This window comes from Lysobacter sp. DMC104, from assembly GCF_056313665.1.
In genome coordinates this window covers 485,461-499,172 of sequence record NZ_JBQUZW010000001.1, presented here as the reverse complement: position 1 = coordinate 499,172, position 13,712 = coordinate 485,461, and the positions used below count along the sequence as shown (strand labels likewise).

General features: G+C 69.6%; 11 protein-coding genes. 1 reads left to right on the top strand and 10 read right to left on the bottom strand.

Annotation, left to right across the window (positions count from 1 at the left end):
* Nucleotides 1–14: 14 nt before the first annotated feature.
* From ppk2 to dnaE, 3 genes are all read right to left on the bottom strand, one after another.
* A complete protein-coding gene (gene ppk2, locus ACT53R_RS02340; protein ID WP_476170216.1) occupies nucleotides 15–839 on the bottom strand; it encodes a polyphosphate kinase 2 in 825 nt (274 codons plus the stop codon).
* Between the two features lie 359 nt (nucleotides 840–1,198).
* On the bottom strand, nucleotides 1,199–2,158 hold the full coding sequence (locus tag ACT53R_RS02335) for an acetyl-CoA carboxylase carboxyltransferase subunit alpha (RefSeq protein WP_476170215.1): 960 nt from the start codon (nucleotides 2,156–2,158) through the stop codon (nucleotides 1,199–1,201).
* A 101-nt stretch (nucleotides 2,159–2,259) separates the two neighbouring features.
* On the bottom strand, nucleotides 2,260–5,829 hold the full coding sequence (gene dnaE, locus ACT53R_RS02330) for a DNA polymerase III subunit alpha (protein WP_476170214.1): 3,570 nt from the start codon (nucleotides 5,827–5,829) through the stop codon (nucleotides 2,260–2,262).
* A gap of 130 nt (nucleotides 5,830–5,959) precedes the next feature.
* Here dnaE and ACT53R_RS02325 point away from each other — a divergent pair, with 130 nt between their 5' ends.
* Nucleotides 5,960–6,400 carry a hypothetical protein gene (locus ACT53R_RS02325; protein ID WP_476170213.1) on the top strand — a complete coding sequence of 147 codons (441 nt, stop codon included), beginning with the start codon at nucleotides 5,960–5,962 and terminating at the stop codon, nucleotides 6,398–6,400.
* A 40-nt stretch (nucleotides 6,401–6,440) separates the two neighbouring features.
* On the opposite strand, the gene ACT53R_RS02320 is transcribed toward ACT53R_RS02325, so the two are convergent.
* From ACT53R_RS02320 to bamA, 7 genes are all read right to left on the bottom strand, one after another.
* A complete protein-coding gene (locus ACT53R_RS02320; protein ID WP_476170212.1) occupies nucleotides 6,441–6,800 on the bottom strand; it encodes a hypothetical protein in 360 nt (119 codons plus the stop codon).
* Between the two features lie 145 nt (nucleotides 6,801–6,945).
* The gene (gene rnhB / locus ACT53R_RS02315) at nucleotides 6,946–7,605 is read right to left on the bottom strand and encodes a ribonuclease HII (RefSeq protein WP_476170211.1); all 660 of its coding nucleotides are present in this window, start codon (nucleotides 7,603–7,605) and stop codon (nucleotides 6,946–6,948) included.
* The gene (gene lpxB, locus ACT53R_RS02310) at nucleotides 7,602–8,768 is read right to left on the bottom strand and encodes a lipid-A-disaccharide synthase (protein ID WP_476170210.1); all 1,167 of its coding nucleotides are present in this window, start codon (nucleotides 8,766–8,768) and stop codon (nucleotides 7,602–7,604) included. Before lpxB ends, rnhB begins: the two co-directional genes overlap by 4 nt.
* A 7-nt stretch (nucleotides 8,769–8,775) precedes the next feature.
* Nucleotides 8,776–9,561, bottom strand: a complete 786-nt coding sequence (gene lpxA / locus ACT53R_RS02305) for an acyl-ACP--UDP-N-acetylglucosamine O-acyltransferase (RefSeq protein WP_476170209.1) — start codon at nucleotides 9,559–9,561, stop codon at nucleotides 8,776–8,778.
* A 10-nt stretch (nucleotides 9,562–9,571) separates the two neighbouring features.
* Nucleotides 9,572–10,051 (bottom strand): 3-hydroxyacyl-ACP dehydratase FabZ, encoded by a 480-nt coding sequence (fabZ, locus tag ACT53R_RS02300; RefSeq protein ID WP_476170208.1) that lies wholly within the window; start codon nucleotides 10,049–10,051, stop codon nucleotides 9,572–9,574.
* Nucleotides 10,048–11,073, bottom strand: coding sequence for a UDP-3-O-(3-hydroxymyristoyl)glucosamine N-acyltransferase (gene lpxD / locus ACT53R_RS02295; protein WP_476170207.1), 1,026 nt, complete (start codon nucleotides 11,071–11,073; stop codon nucleotides 10,048–10,050). Before lpxD ends, fabZ begins: the two co-directional genes overlap by 4 nt.
* A 177-nt stretch (nucleotides 11,074–11,250) precedes the next feature.
* A complete protein-coding gene (gene bamA, locus ACT53R_RS02290) occupies nucleotides 11,251–13,707 on the bottom strand; it encodes an outer membrane protein assembly factor BamA (RefSeq protein ID WP_476170206.1) in 2,457 nt (818 codons plus the stop codon).
* Nucleotides 13,708–13,712: the final 5 nt, after the last annotated feature.

Here is a 13,712-nt window from a genome sequence, read left to right as displayed (position 1 = left end):
GATGACCGGTAGGGTCACTGGCCGTTGAGCAGGACGTTGGCAGCGGCGCCGACGATGAGCGGATCGGCGGGTCGGGCGACCCGGGGATCCTTGCCGGGATACGGCAGGGTGCTGAGGAAATGCCGCATGCAATCCAGGCGCGCGCGCTTCTTGTCGTCGGACTTGATCACCACCCAGGGCGAATCCGCGGTATCGGTGTGGAAGAACATGGCGGTCTTGGCCTCGGTGTACTCCGGCCATTTGTCCAGCGACTGCAGGTCGATCGGCGACAGCTTCCAGTGCTTGAGCGGGTCGTTGCGGCGGGACTTGAAGCGCCGCAGTTGCTCCTCGCGGCTGACCGAGAACCAGAACTTGTACAGGCGCACGCCGCTGCGCACGAGCATGCGTTCGACTTCGGGGGCTTCACGCAGGAATTCCAGGTATTCCGCGGGCGAACAGAAGCCCATCACGCGTTCGACGCCGGCACGGTTGTACCAACTGCGGTCGAAGAACACGAGCTCGCCGGTGGTCGGCAGATGCTCGATGTAGCGCTGGAAATACCACTGTCCGCGTTCCTGGTCGTTCGGCTTTTCCAGCGCGACGACGCGTGCGCCGCGCGGGTTCAGGTGTTCGGTGAAGCGTTTGATGGTGCCGCCCTTGCCGGCGGCGTCGCGGCCCTCGAACAGGATGACGATGCGCTGGCCGGTGTCCTTCACCCAGCTCTGCACCTTGAGCAGTTCGATCTGGAGCTTCTTCTTCTCCGCCTCGTAGTCGCGGCGGCGCTTGCGGGTGCGGTAGGGATAGTCGGCCGGGAGCGGTGCGCTGGCGCTGTCTTCGTCGCTGAGCGGGACCGCGGCCATGCGCAGGGCGGCCTCGGCGGACAGGCCGGGTTCCAGTCCGGGATCCGTTGCGGCGGTCGACGAGGGTTCGGCGGCCAGTACGACCGGTGGCGTGTCCGTGATAGGGGGCGGCGTGACGACTGCCGTTCCGGCATTGGAGCCGGCCTCGGTCGCGGGAGCTCGGCCGCGAGCGACGGAGGTGGGACGTGAAGTGGCGGTGCTCTTGCGCGGGCGCGATGCGGTCATGAAGGGCTCCTGGCGGTCGACGGGATCGCCGCGACGCACATCGCGGCCATCCCTGCATCGTCCGCCGGGTCGTCCCCGTGCGCTTGCCTCCGGTCAAGTTTCGGCGCCGGGTCCCGGTGCCGAAACCCCGCGACTCAGGCCGCTTCGTACGCGCCGTAGCCGCGCAGGCGGCGGTAGCGGCGATCCAGCAGTTCGTCGACCGGCACCGCTTCCAGCGCGTCCAGTTCGTTCAGCAGCACGGCCTTGAGGCGCTTGGCCATCTGCACCGGGTTGCGATGCGCGCCGCCGATCGGTTCGCGCACGACCTTGTCGATCAGGCCCAGCGACTTCAGCCGCGGTGCGGTGATCGCCATGGCCTCGGCCGCGTCCTGCTTGCGGTCGGCGGTCTTCCACAGGATCGAGGCGCAGCCCTCGGGCGAGATCACCGAGTACGTGCTGTATTCCAGCATGACCGTGCGATCGCCGACGCCGATCGCCAGCGCGCCGCCGGAGCCACCCTCGCCGATCACCGTGCAGATGATCGGCACCTTCAGTTCGGCCATCTCCATCAGGTTGCGCGCGATCGCTTCGGACTGGCCGCGCTCCTCGGCGTCGATGCCCGGCCAGGCGCCGGCGGTGTCGATGAAGGTGAGGATCGGCAGGCGGAAGCGCTCGGCCATCTTCATCAGGCGCAGTGCCTTGCGGTAGCCCTCCGGGCGCGGCATGCCGAAGTTGCGGCGCACCTTCGCCTTGGTGTCGCGACCCTTCTCGTGGCCGATCACCATCAGGCTGCGGCCGTCGATGCGGGCGAGGCCGCCGACGATGGCGCAGTCGTTGGCGAAGGCGCGGTCGCCGGCGAGTTCCTGGAACTGGTCGCACATCACCCGCAGGTAGTCGAGCGTGTACGGCCGCGCGGGGTGGCGCGCGAGCTGCGAGACCTGCCAGGCGCTGAGGTCGCGGAAGATCTGGGCGGTGCGCAGGCGCAGCTTGTTTTCCAGCGCGCGCACTTCGGCATCGATGTTCACCGCGGGGCCGGTGCTGGCCTGGCGCAGTTCGCGGATGCGACCTTCCAGGTCGGCGATCGGCTGTTCGAAATCGAGGTAGTTCGGGTTCATGCGAGGGGAGCGTTCCGTGGCTCGGGAACCGGCAGTCTAGCCGAGGAACCCGCGAAACCGCCGTACCGGACGGTATGCGGTCGGGCCCGGGTCCCCGCCCGTCACTGCGCCCAGGGCTTGCCCATCGCGACCTTGACCGTCCGCACCCCGGGCAGGGCGCGCAGGGCGCTGGGCAGCTCGGCCTCGACCCGGACCGACTGGGTGCCGTTGATGTCCAGGGTGCCGGCGGCGCCCTGCGGCAGCAGCAGGTCCATCCGCAGCGGGGTCTTGCCCGGACGGTGGCGGGCCAGCAGGTCCTCGACCGACCGCAGCAGGCCCGGGGTGCGCAGGTCCAGCCGCAGCGACAGCCGCTGGGCGTGCTGGGCGCAGATGGCGTGGTAATCCCAGCAGCGCCGGGCGCGCAGGGAGAAGCCGCCGCTGAACTCGTCCTCGCGCAGGCCGCCCTCGACGATCAGGATCCTGTCGCGGGTCAGCAGCGTCTGGTTTTCGAAGAAAGCGTCCGCAAAGAACGCACATTCCAGCCGGCCGCGCCCGTCCTCGATCTGCACGAACGCCTGCGAATCGCCGCGCTTGCGCATCGCCACCACCTGGCCAGCGACAATCACCGTGGCCTCGGCGCGCCAACTGCGGCCGCCGCCGTCCTCGCCGCCGCCGCCGCCGCCGCGGCCGCGTGCGCTCTGGGCGCTGTCCCACAGGGCGTCGAGCCGGCCGAGGTCGGTGCCGACCAGCGCCGAGACCTCGTCGCGATACGGGTCCATCGGGTGGCCGCTGAGGTAGTGGCCCAGCGTCTCGCGCTCGCCCTGCAGCTTCTGCGACAGCGGCCATTCGGGGCAGGTCGGCAGGTCGATGGCGATGTCCGGCGCGCCGGCCGCGTTGCCGAACATGTCGACCATGCCGGCGTTGCGGTTCTTCGTGATCTGGTCGGTCGCCTTCAGCACTTCGGGCAACTGCAGCATCAGCGAAGCGCGCGTGTTCGCCAGCCCGTCCAGCGCGCCGGCATGGATCAGCGCTTCCAGCGTGCGCCGGTTGAGTTTGGTCGAATCCACGCGCTTGCAGAAGTCGAGCAGGTCGGCGTAGGGGCCGTTCGCGCGGCGCTCGTCGGCGATCGCCTCGCAGGCGCCGCGGCCCACGCCTTTCACCGCGCCCAGGCCGTAGCGGATCGAGCCGTCTTCCTTCGCCTCGAACATGTAGGCGGAGGCGTTCACATCGGGCATGCGCACGTCGATGCCCAGCGCGCGGGTCTCGTCCAGGAACATCACCACCTTGTCGGTGTTGTCCATGTCCGAGGACATCACCGCGGCCATGAACTCGGCCGGGTAATGCACCTTCAGCCACGCGGTCTGGTAGGCGACCAGCGCGTAGGCCGCAGAGTGCGACTTGTTGAAGCCGTACTCCGCGAACTTCTCCATCAGGTCGAAGATCTGGGTCGCGGTCTTCGGGTCCACGCCGCGTTCGGCCGAACCGGCCTCGAACTTGGCGCGCTCCTTCGCCATTTCCTCGGGCTTCTTCTTGCCCATCGCGCGGCGCAGCAGGTCGGCGCCGCCCAGCGAATAGCCGGCCAGGACCTGGGCGATCTGCATCACCTGTTCCTGGTACACGATCACGCCGTAGGTCGGCTTCAGCACCGGCTCCAGCGCCGGGTGCGGATACGACACCTCGGTGCGGCCGTGCTTGCGGTCGACCCATTCGCGATCCATCCCCGAGCCCAGCGGGCCGGGGCGGAACAGCGCGGCGAGCGCGATGATGTCTTCGAACGTGTCCGGCTGGGCGCGCTTGAGCAGTTCGCGCATGCCGCGGGATTCGAACTGGAACACCGCGACCGTGTCGCCGCGGGCGAACAGCTGGTAGCTCGGCTTGTCGTCCAGCGGCAGCGCGCCGATGTCCAGCGGCGGCTGGCCTTCGCGCGCGCGGCGGACGTTGATCGCCTTCACCGCCCAGTCGATGATCGTCAGCGTGCGCAGGCCGAGGAAGTCGAACTTCACCAGACCCACCGCCTCGACGTCGTCCTTGTCGAACTGCGTGACCGGATTCTTGCCGCGACCGTTGCCGTCGTGTTCCGCGAACAACGGGCAGAAGTCCGACAGCGGCTGCGGCGCGATCACCACGCCGCCGGCGTGCTTGCCGGCGTTGCGGGTGAGGTCTTCCAGCTGCAGCGCGAGGTCGATCAGGTCGCGGACGTCGTCCTCGCTGTTGTAGCGCTCGATGATCTCGCCGATCGCGCGCTCGGGGTCCTGCTGCGCGCGCTTGCTGCGGCCCAGCACGTCCTCCAGCGACAGCGGATCGGCCGGCTGCAGCGGAATGAGCTTCGAGATACCGTCGACGAAGCCGTACGGCAGACCCAGCACGCGGCCGGCGTCGCGCACGACGGCCTTCGCCGACATCGTGCCGTAGGTGATGATCTGGCTGACGCGGTCGCGGCCGTACTTCGCGGCGACGTAGTCGATTACCTCGTCGCGGCGATCCATGCAGAAGTCGATGTCGAAGTCGGGCATCGACACGCGTTCGGGGTTGAGGAAGCGCTCGAACAGCAGGTCGTACGGCAGCGGGTCGAGGTCGGTGATGCCCAGCGCCCACGCCACCAGTGAACCCGCGCCAGAACCGCGGCCCGGCCCGACCGGGATGCCGTTCTGCTTGCCCCAGTTGATGAAGTCCGCGACGATCAGGAAGTAGCCGGGGAAGCCCATCTTCACGATCACGTCCAGCTCGATGTCGAGCCGGGATTCGTAGCTGGCGCGGTCGTGCCCGGGCGCCAGCGGATACTTCTCCAGACGCGCCTTCAGGCCGTCGTGCGCTTCCTTGCGGATCCAGCTGTCGAGGGTGTGGTCGTCGGGCACCGGGAACGCCGGCAGGTAGTACTTGCCCAGCGACAGTTCCAGGTTGCAGCGCATCGCCAGGTCGACCGCGTTGTCGATCGCGTCCGGCGCGTCGGCGGCGAACAGCGCCGCCATCTCCTCGTTGGTCTTGAGGTACTGCTGCGCGGTGTACTCGCGCGGCCGCTTGGGATCGTCCAGCACGCGGCCGGTGGCGATGCACACCCGCGCCTCGTGCGCCTCGAAGCCGTCGGCATCGAGGAAGCGCACCTCGTTGCTGGCGACCACCGGGATGCCGCGCTCGCCGGCGGCGTGCAGCGCGAAGGCGTTGAACGCCTCCTCGCCGTCGAAACCGCAGCGAGTGAGTTCCAGATGGAAGCGGTCGTCGAAATGGCGCTGCCAGTCGTGCAGCCACTGCGAGGCGAGATCGTGGCGGTTGCCCGCGGCCAGCAGGCCGGCCTGGCTGTGGCGGCCGGCGAGCGCGAACAGGCCTTCGTTGGCCTCGGCCAGCCACTGCGGCCGCACCACCACGCCGTCGTGGCGCTGGCCTTCCATCCATGCCCGGCTGAGCAGCCGCGACAGCGCGAGATAGCCGCTGCGGTCGCGGCAGAGCAGGGTGAGCTTCCAGGGCGCTTCGTCGCCCTCGGCGACCTGGATGTCGGCGCCGGCGATCGGCTTGATGCCGGCGCCCTCGGCCGCCTTCCAGAACTTCACCAGCGCGAACAGGTTGTTGCGGTCGGTCAGCGCCACCGCCGGCTGGCCCTGCGCCGCGCAGCGCTGGACCAGTTCCGGGATGCGGATGGTCGAATCGGCCAGCGAGTACTCGCTGTGCAGGTGGAGATGGACGAAGCGGGAGGACATCGGCGGGCCGGCGGGCGCAGACCGGCAGGGTAGGGCCCGGGGCGGGTGCGGACAAGGCTTGACGGGCGGATTTCCTGTCATCTCCGCGGCCCGTGCGATCATCCGCCGCCGTTGATCCGCCTGCCGTCCCGTGACCGTTTCCCCGATCCGCCTCACCGGTATCTGCCGCTTCTCGCCGCCGCTCGATCCCCGTGGCGGGCGGGTGCGCCGCGACGGCGGCAGCACCGAGCACTGGCTGATCCTGGCCTGCGACCCGGAGCTGGGCCGCTATCTGCGGCATCTCTACCTGCTCGATGCCCGCCGCACCCGATCGATCAGCGATCCGCTGTGGGGTCCGCACGTCTCCATCGTCCAGGGCGAGGTGCCGGTGCAGCCGGCGTGCTGGAAGGACCGGGAAGGCGCAGAGATGGCGTTCGAGCTGCACCACCCGCCGCAGGAGATCGGCGACTACGTGTTCTTCCCGGTCGACTGCGAGGCAGCGCTGGACTATCGCGAAGCGCTGGGCCTGCCGCGCGCACCGCGGCACCCGCTGCACCTGACGATCGGCAACCGCAAGCGCCCGTCGCGCTGACGCCGGCATCGCGGGGATGCCGGCGTCATGCCGCGCGCGATCAGAGGATGATCGGCCCGCCGTTGCACTTGAACGTCCGCGAGCGCGAGGTCGAGCCCGAGGCGTTGGTCACCGTCACGGTCACGGTGATGTTGCTGCCGATGTTGCAGCGGCCGTAGTAGTCGCTGTGGCCGACGTCGTTGCTGATCGTGCCCACGCCGGTCCAGGACACGGTGGCGGCGCTGTCGGAGGTGTAGTCGATGAAGCAGTAGAAGCGGCCGCCGCCGTTGTCCAGCGGACAGGCGAAGGTGGTGATGGTCGGCACGACGGCATGGGCGGTCGCCGGGGCGAGCAGGCCGCCGGACACGGTGGCGGCGAGGGCGGCGGCGAGGCCGAGGCTGCGAAGCGGATGGAAGTGCATGGTCTCCTCCTGAGGATTCCGTTGCGTCGGGTACGGCGCCGCCGCGGATGCCGCGGGCCGGTCGCGTTCCCGCGACCCGGGGAGCATGACGATGCGCGGTCTCGCGGACCGTGACCGGGTGCGCGCCGTCGACCGGCGGCGGGAATCAGCCGCCGTGGCGGGCCAGTGCGTCCCGTACCGGCGCGTAGCTGCGTCGGTGTTCCGGGCAGGGGCCGTGCGCGGCGAGGGCTGCGAGATGCGCGGGGCTGGGGTAGCCCTTGTGGCGATCGAACCCGTACTGCGGCCACTGCGCGTGCAACTCGCGCATGCGCGCGTCGCGGGCGACCTTGGCGAGGATCGACGCGGCCATGATCGCCGGCTCCAGCGCGTCGCCGCCGACCAGCGCCTCGGCCGCGCAGGGCAGGGATTTCGGCAGGCGGTTGCCGTCGATCCGCGCCAGGTCGGCGGCCGGCGACAGCGCTTCGAGTGCGCGACGCATCCCGGTCAGCGTGGCCTGGAGGATGTTGAGGCGGTCGATCTCCTCGCGCTCCACGAACTCGATGCGCCAGGCCAGCGCGCGTTCGCGGATCAACGGGAACAGCGCCTCGCGCGCGGCTTCGGACAACTGCTTGGAGTCGTTCAGGCCGTCGATCGGGCGGTCGGGATCGAGGATCACCGCCGCCACCGATACCGGACCCGCCAGCGGGCCGCGGCCGGCCTCGTCGACGCCGGCGATGCGCAGCGGTCGCGTGCGCGCGAGGACGGCCAGCGGATCCTCGAACAGACCGTCAGTGCCCGCAGGCGGCGTGGCGCGGCGCCGGGTCACGGCGTCAGCGTGGCCTGTGCCGGCGTCGCGGCGAGTTCGGCCACGACGTCGGCGGCGCGCGCCGAGGCATCGCGGCGCAGGGTCTCGTGCAGTTCGACGAAGCGCGGCAGCAGCGCCTCCACCGTCTGCGGCTGGCCCAGCCAGCGCAGGCAGGCGGCGGCCAGCTTCTCGGGCACGCAGTCGTCCTGCAGCAGTTCGGGGATCAGCGCTGCATCGGCCAGCACGTTCGGCAGGCTGACGAAACGGGTCTTCAGCAGCCCGAGCTTGGTCACGATGCGGTAGGTCGTGGGCGAGATGCGATGCCCGACCACCATCGGCCGCTTGCACAGCATCGCTTCCAGCGCCGCGGTGCCCGAGGCCAGCAGCACCAGGTCGGACGCGATCATCGCCCGCTGCGCGTCGCCGTCGAGCACGCGCACCCGCGCGGCGACGCCGGGTTTCGCCGCCAGTTGTGCGCGGATCGCGCGTTCGCAGGCGTCGTTCGCGGCCGGGAGCACGATGCGCAACGCCGGCACGCGCTGGGCGACAAGATCGGCGGCATCGAGGAACACCGGCAGCATCTTCGCGATCTCGCCCAGCCGGCTGCCGGGCAGCAGCGCCAGCACCGGCGCGTTCGGCTCCAGCCCCAGCGCGGCGCGCGCGGCGGCGCGATCGGGTTGCAGCGGGATGGCATCCGCCAGCGGATGGCCGACGAAGCGCGCGTCGACCGCGTGCTTCGCGTAGATCGGTGGCTCCATCGGGAACAGGCACAGCACGCGATCGGCGCTGCGGCCGATCTTCGCCGCGCGGCCCTCGCGCCACGCCCACACCGACGGGCTGACGTAGTGCACGGTGCGCACGCCGCGGCGTTTCAACCATTTTTCGACGCCGAGGTTGAAGTCCGGCGCGTCGATGCCGACGAACACGTCGGGCTTCCACGCCAGCACGCGCTTGCGCAGGTTCGCGCGCAGGCGCAGCAGCCGCGGCAGGTGCGACAGCACTTCGGCCAGGCCCATCACCGCCAGCGCCTGGCTGTCGTGCCACGCCTCGAATCCCGCGGCGCGCATCGCCGGGCCGCCGATGCCGGCGAATTCGGCGTCGGGGAAACGCGCCTTCAGTTCGGCGATGAGGCCGGCCCCGAGCTGGTCGCCCGAGGCCTCGCCCGCGACGAGCGCGATGCGCATGCGTGACCTAGCGCAGCAGCGGCCGTTCGCCGCGTTCGATGAAATCGAGGAAGGCGCGGACGTCGTCGCTCTCGGCGGCGATCTCCGCCAGCTGGCGCTTGGCGTCTTCCAGCGGCGCGCCGGAGACGTACAGCGCGCGGTAGGCGCGCTTGATCGCGGCCACGCGCGCCGGGTCGAAGCCGCGGCGTTTCAGGCCTTCGCTGTTGATGCCGCGCGGCCGGCCGTAGCCTTCCTGCGCCACCATCAGGAACGGCGGCACGTCGCCGCTGACCAGCGCGCCCATGCCGATGAAGGCGTGATCGCCGATCCGGCAGAACTGGTGCACGCCGGCGAAGCCGCTGAGGATCACCTGGTTGCCCACTTCGACGTGGCCGGCCAGGGTCGCGTTGTTGGAGAACACGCAGTCGTCGCCGACCTGGCAGTCGTGCGCGACGTGGGTGTACGCGAGGAACCAGTTGCGGTTCCCGATGCGGGTCGTGCCGCCGCCGCCGCCGGTGCCGCGGTGGAAGGTGACGAACTCGCGGACGACGTTGCCGTCGCCGATCACCAGTTCGGTGCGCTCGCCGGCGTACTTCTTGTCCTGCGGATCGCCGCCGATCGCGGCATGGCCGTGGAAGCGGTTGTCGCGGCCGATCCGGGTCGGGCCGGTGATGCTGCAATGCGGACCGACGTGGGTGCCGTCGCCGATCTCGACCTCGGGGCCGATCATCGCGAACGGCGCCACGACGACGCCGTCGCCGAGCTTCGCGGACGGATCGACGTGCGCCAGCGGGCTGATCGAGGCTGCGCTCATGCCCGCCGCCTCAGTCCCGCGCTTCCGCGCACAGGATGTCCGCGCTCGCCGCTTCCTCGCCGTCGACGCGGGCAACGCCGCTGTACAGCGCCATGTTGCGGATGCGGCGCTTGATCGTGACGTCCAGCTCCAGACGGTCGCCGGGCACGATCATGCGGCTGAAGCGCGCGTTCTCGATCTTCACCAGGTAGAAGAGCTTGTCTTCGACCTGGGCACCCCCGAGGCGACTGGAAAGCTGGTAGAGCAGGCCGCCGGCCTGCGCCAGCGCCTCGACCACCAGCACGCCGGGCATCACCGGGCGGCTGGGGAAATGGCCCTGGAAGAACGGCTCGTTGATGGTGAGGTTCTTGAACGCCAGGATGCGCGACCCGGCCTCGAACTCGACCACGCGGTCGATCAGCAGGAACGGATAGCGGTGCGGCAGCAGCGACTGGATTTCGGTCGCGCCGAGCGGCAGGACGGGCTGGCAGGGGGTCTCGGACGAGCTCATCGGGGTTCCTGGTTGCGCCCGCCGACCTGCCGCGCCAGGGCGTCGAGCTGTTTGAAGCGGGCGGCGCTCTTGCGCCAGCTGCGGTTGTCCATCAGCGGCGTGCCCGACGAATACTCGCCGGGTTCGCGGATGGTGCTGGTCACCAGGCTCATCGCCGTGACCACCACGCGATCGCAGACTTCGAGGTGGCCAAGGATACCCGCGCCGCCGCCGATCAGGCAGTAGCGCCCGATCGTGGCGCTGCCGGCCACCGCGGAACAGCCGGCCATCGCGGTGTGTGCGCCGATGCGCACGTTGTGGCCGATCTGGATCTGGTTGTCGAGGCGCACGTCCTCTTCGAGCACGGTGTCGTCGAGCGCGCCGCGGTCGATGGTGGTGTTCGCGCCGATCTCGCCGTCGTCGCCGACGACCACGCCGCCGAGCTGCGGCACCTTCAGCCAGCGCCCGTGCTCCATCGCCAGGCCGAAGCCGTCCGCGCCGAGCACCGCGCCGGGATGGATCAGCACGCGCTTGCCCAGGCGCACGCGGCGCACCAGCGTGACCCGGGCGACGAGTTCGCAGCCTTCGCCGACCACGCAGTCCTCGCCGATGACGCAGCCGGGGCCGATCGTGGCACCAGCCTCCACGCGCGAGCCGGGGCCGATGCTGACGAACGGGCCGACATGGGCCTCGAGCGAGACGGTCGCGGCCGGATCGATCGCGGCGGACGGATGGATGCCCGGCGCCGCGACGGGGCGATGGTCGAACAGCGCCGAGATCTTCGCGAACGCGGCGTAGGGGTCCTTCGCGATCAGGGCGGTGCCGGCGTGATCCGCGGCGTCGTCCCCGCGCATCACTACCGCGCCGGCACCGCTCGCGGCCAGCTGGCTGCGGTAGCGCGGGTTGGCGAGGAACGCGACCTGGGTCGCGCCGGCACGGGCCAGGGTGGCGACGCCGTCGATCGGGCGGTCCGCGTCGCCGTGCACCGTCAGCCCGAAGCGTTCGGCGAGGGTGGCGACGGTGAAAGCGGGGGAATCGGGCACGGGCGGGCTCGGCGGGGCGAAACCGGGATTATAGGAGCCCGGCGCCGGCGACCGCGGGGTCGCGCACGGTTTCATGGTGGTTTCATGCCGGCCCGGCTCGCCGGAAACGCGAAGGCCCCGGCGTTGCGGCGCCGGGGCCTTCGGGTCATGCGGGTCGGACGACGGGGCGTGCCGCGATCAGAACGCGCCGCCGAAGGTGAACTGCAGGCGCTCCAGTTCGTCGTCCGGCTGGTCGCGGAACGGGAAGGCGTAGCTGATCGAGATCGGGCCGACCGGCGCGCGCCACAGCAGGGCCACGCCCGCGGAGCCGCGCAGTTCGGACGAGTCGAAGCTCTTCCAGTCCTTGAACACGTTGCCCACGTCGACGAACGCCGAGACGCGCGCCGCCGGGGTGTCGAGCAGGGTCGGGAAGAACATTTCCAGCGAGCCGACGGTCTTCACCGCGCCGCCGATCGGCTGGCGCAGGCTGCTGTTCGCGGCGAAATCGACCGGGCCGAGGGTGTTGTCGCGGTAGCCGCGCACCGAGCGCACGCCGCCGGCGTAGAAGTTCTCGAAGAACGGCAGGCCGGTGGCGACGAGCTCGCGCTCGAACGTGCTGTTCGGGCCGCAGGCGGAGTCGTTGAGCGTCGCCTTCGGGATGTGCGGCTGGCCGCCCTGCAGCGTACAGGTGATGCGCGTGGTGTCGCCGCCGTAGCTGTCGCCGTAGCCCAGCTGGAAGCGGGTGTTGAGCACCAGCGCGCGGTTGAGCGGCCAGTACTTCGAGAACTCGTAGTTGAGCTTGTAGTACTCGGCGGTCGAACCGGGCAGGGTGATTTCCGCCGACAGGCGCTGGTAGGTGCCGTAGGTCGGGGTGAAGAAGTCGTTGCGGGTGTCGCGCGCCCAGCCCAGTTCCGTGCGCCAGGCATGGAACGTGCTCTTGTCGTAGGCGTCGATGTAGTCGACCACCGACTTCGGCGACGAGCCCGGGTAGGCGAGGATCTGGTTGCGGTCGAGGCCGAACACCACCGAGATGCTGTCGTTCTCGGTCAGCGGGATGCCCAGCACGGCCTGGCCGGCGGCGCTGGTGGTCGAGTACTGCGCGGTGTTGAAGTCGGAGTTGTCGAACTCGCGCCACCACACGTTGTAGCCCAGCGACATGCCTTCGTCGGTGAAGTACGGGTTGAGGAACGAGAACGAATAGCGCTGCAGGTAGGCGTTGCGCTGCACTTCGGCGCTGATCTGGTTGCCGGTGCCGAGGAAGTTGTTCTTCGTCAGCTGCAACGTGGTGGTCAGGCCCGACAGCTGCGAGTAGCCGAAACCGAAGGTGAAGCTGCCCGAGGTGGTTTCCTTCACGCTGAAGACCACGTCGACCTGGTCGTTGGTGCCCGGCACCGGCCTGGTCTCGACCTCGACCGAGCCGCTCTCGAAGAAGCCCAGGCGCTGCAGGCGCACCTTCGAGCGGTCGATCGCGGCCTGCGAATACCACGAACCCTCGAACTGGCGCATCTCGCGGCGCAGCACTTCGTCGGTGGTGCGCGTGTTGCCCTTGAAGGTGATCTGCCGGACCATCACGCGCGGACCGGGCACGACCTGCAGGTTGATGCCGACGGTGCGCTTCTCGCGGTCGATGTTCGGGATCGGGTTCACCTCGGCGAAGGCGTAGCCGATGTTGCCCAGCGAATTGGTGATCGCGTCGGAGGTCAGTTCCAGCAGCGCGCGCGAGAAGGTCTGGCCCTTCTTCAGGAACACGTAGCGCTGGATCTGCTCCTGCGACAGCACGGTGTCGCCGGTGATCTGCACGTCGTCGATCGTGTACTGCTCGCCCTCGGTGAGGGTGGCGGTGACGAACATGTCGCGCTTGTCGGGGCTGATCGCGACCTGGGTGTTGTCGACGCTGAAATCGACGTAGCCGCGGTCGAGGTAGAACTCGTTGAGCTTCTCGAGGTCGCCGGTGAGCTTCTCGCGCGAATACTGGTCGTCGCGGCGGTACCAGCTCAGCCAGTTGCTTTCGTTCGACTCCCAGCCGTCGCGCAGCGTCTCTTCCTCGAACTTGTCGTTGCCGATCAGGTTGATGTGGCGGATCTTCGCCGCCTTGCCCTCGTTGACGTTGATGGTGACGTCGACGCGGTTGCGGTCGAGGCGGGTGACCGTGGGCGTGATCTGGACGTTGTACTTGCCGCGGTTGTTGTAGGCGCGGTTGAGTTCGAGGGTGACGCGGTCGAGCGCGAGCCGGTCGTAGGTCTCGCCCTCTGCGATGCCGATCTCCTTGAGATTGGTCATCAGGTCTTCGGTCTTGATGTCCTTGTTGCCGGACAGCGTCAGCGTGTTGATCGCCGGGCGTTCGGTCACGTTGACCACGAGGATGCTGCCTTCGCGGTCGAAGCGGATGTCCTCGAAGAAGCCGGTCTTGTACAGCGCCCGCATGGCTTCGGCGATGCGCGTGGAATCCACGGTGTCGCCACGCTCGATCGGCAGGTAGGTGAAGACGGTGCCGGCGCCGATGCGCTGCAGGCCGTCGACGCGGATGTCGGAGACGGTGAAGCTGGAGGCGGAGGCCGGGGACGCGGTCTGCGCCAGGGTCGGCGCGGCGTGGAGCGAGGCCAGGCTCGTGGCGAGGGCAAGTGCGAGCAGGCGGCGGTGGGGCGTGCGCGTCATCAAGG

Coding starts and splice junctions, on each gene's coding strand:
- lpxB (WP_476170210.1), bottom strand. CDS start 8,768: ATGCGCATCGCGCTCGTCGCGGGCGAGGCCTCGGGCGACCAGCTCGGG.
- ACT53R_RS02320 (WP_476170212.1), bottom strand. CDS start 6,800: ATGCACTTCCATCCGCTTCGCAGCCTCGGCCTCGCCGCCGCCCTCGCC.
- ACT53R_RS02335 (WP_476170215.1), bottom strand. CDS start 2,158: ATGAACCCGAACTACCTCGATTTCGAACAGCCGATCGCCGACCTGGAA.
- lpxA (WP_476170209.1), bottom strand. CDS start 9,561: ATGAGCGCAGCCTCGATCAGCCCGCTGGCGCACGTCGATCCGTCCGCG.
- ppk2 (WP_476170216.1), bottom strand. CDS start 839: ATGGCCGCGGTCCCGCTCAGCGACGAAGACAGCGCCAGCGCACCGCTC.
- dnaE (WP_476170214.1), bottom strand. CDS start 5,829: ATGTCCTCCCGCTTCGTCCATCTCCACCTGCACAGCGAGTACTCGCTG.
- bamA (WP_476170206.1), bottom strand. CDS start 13,707: ATGACGCGCACGCCCCACCGCCGCCTGCTCGCACTTGCCCTCGCCACG.
- fabZ (WP_476170208.1), bottom strand. CDS start 10,051: ATGAGCTCGTCCGAGACCCCCTGCCAGCCCGTCCTGCCGCTCGGCGCG.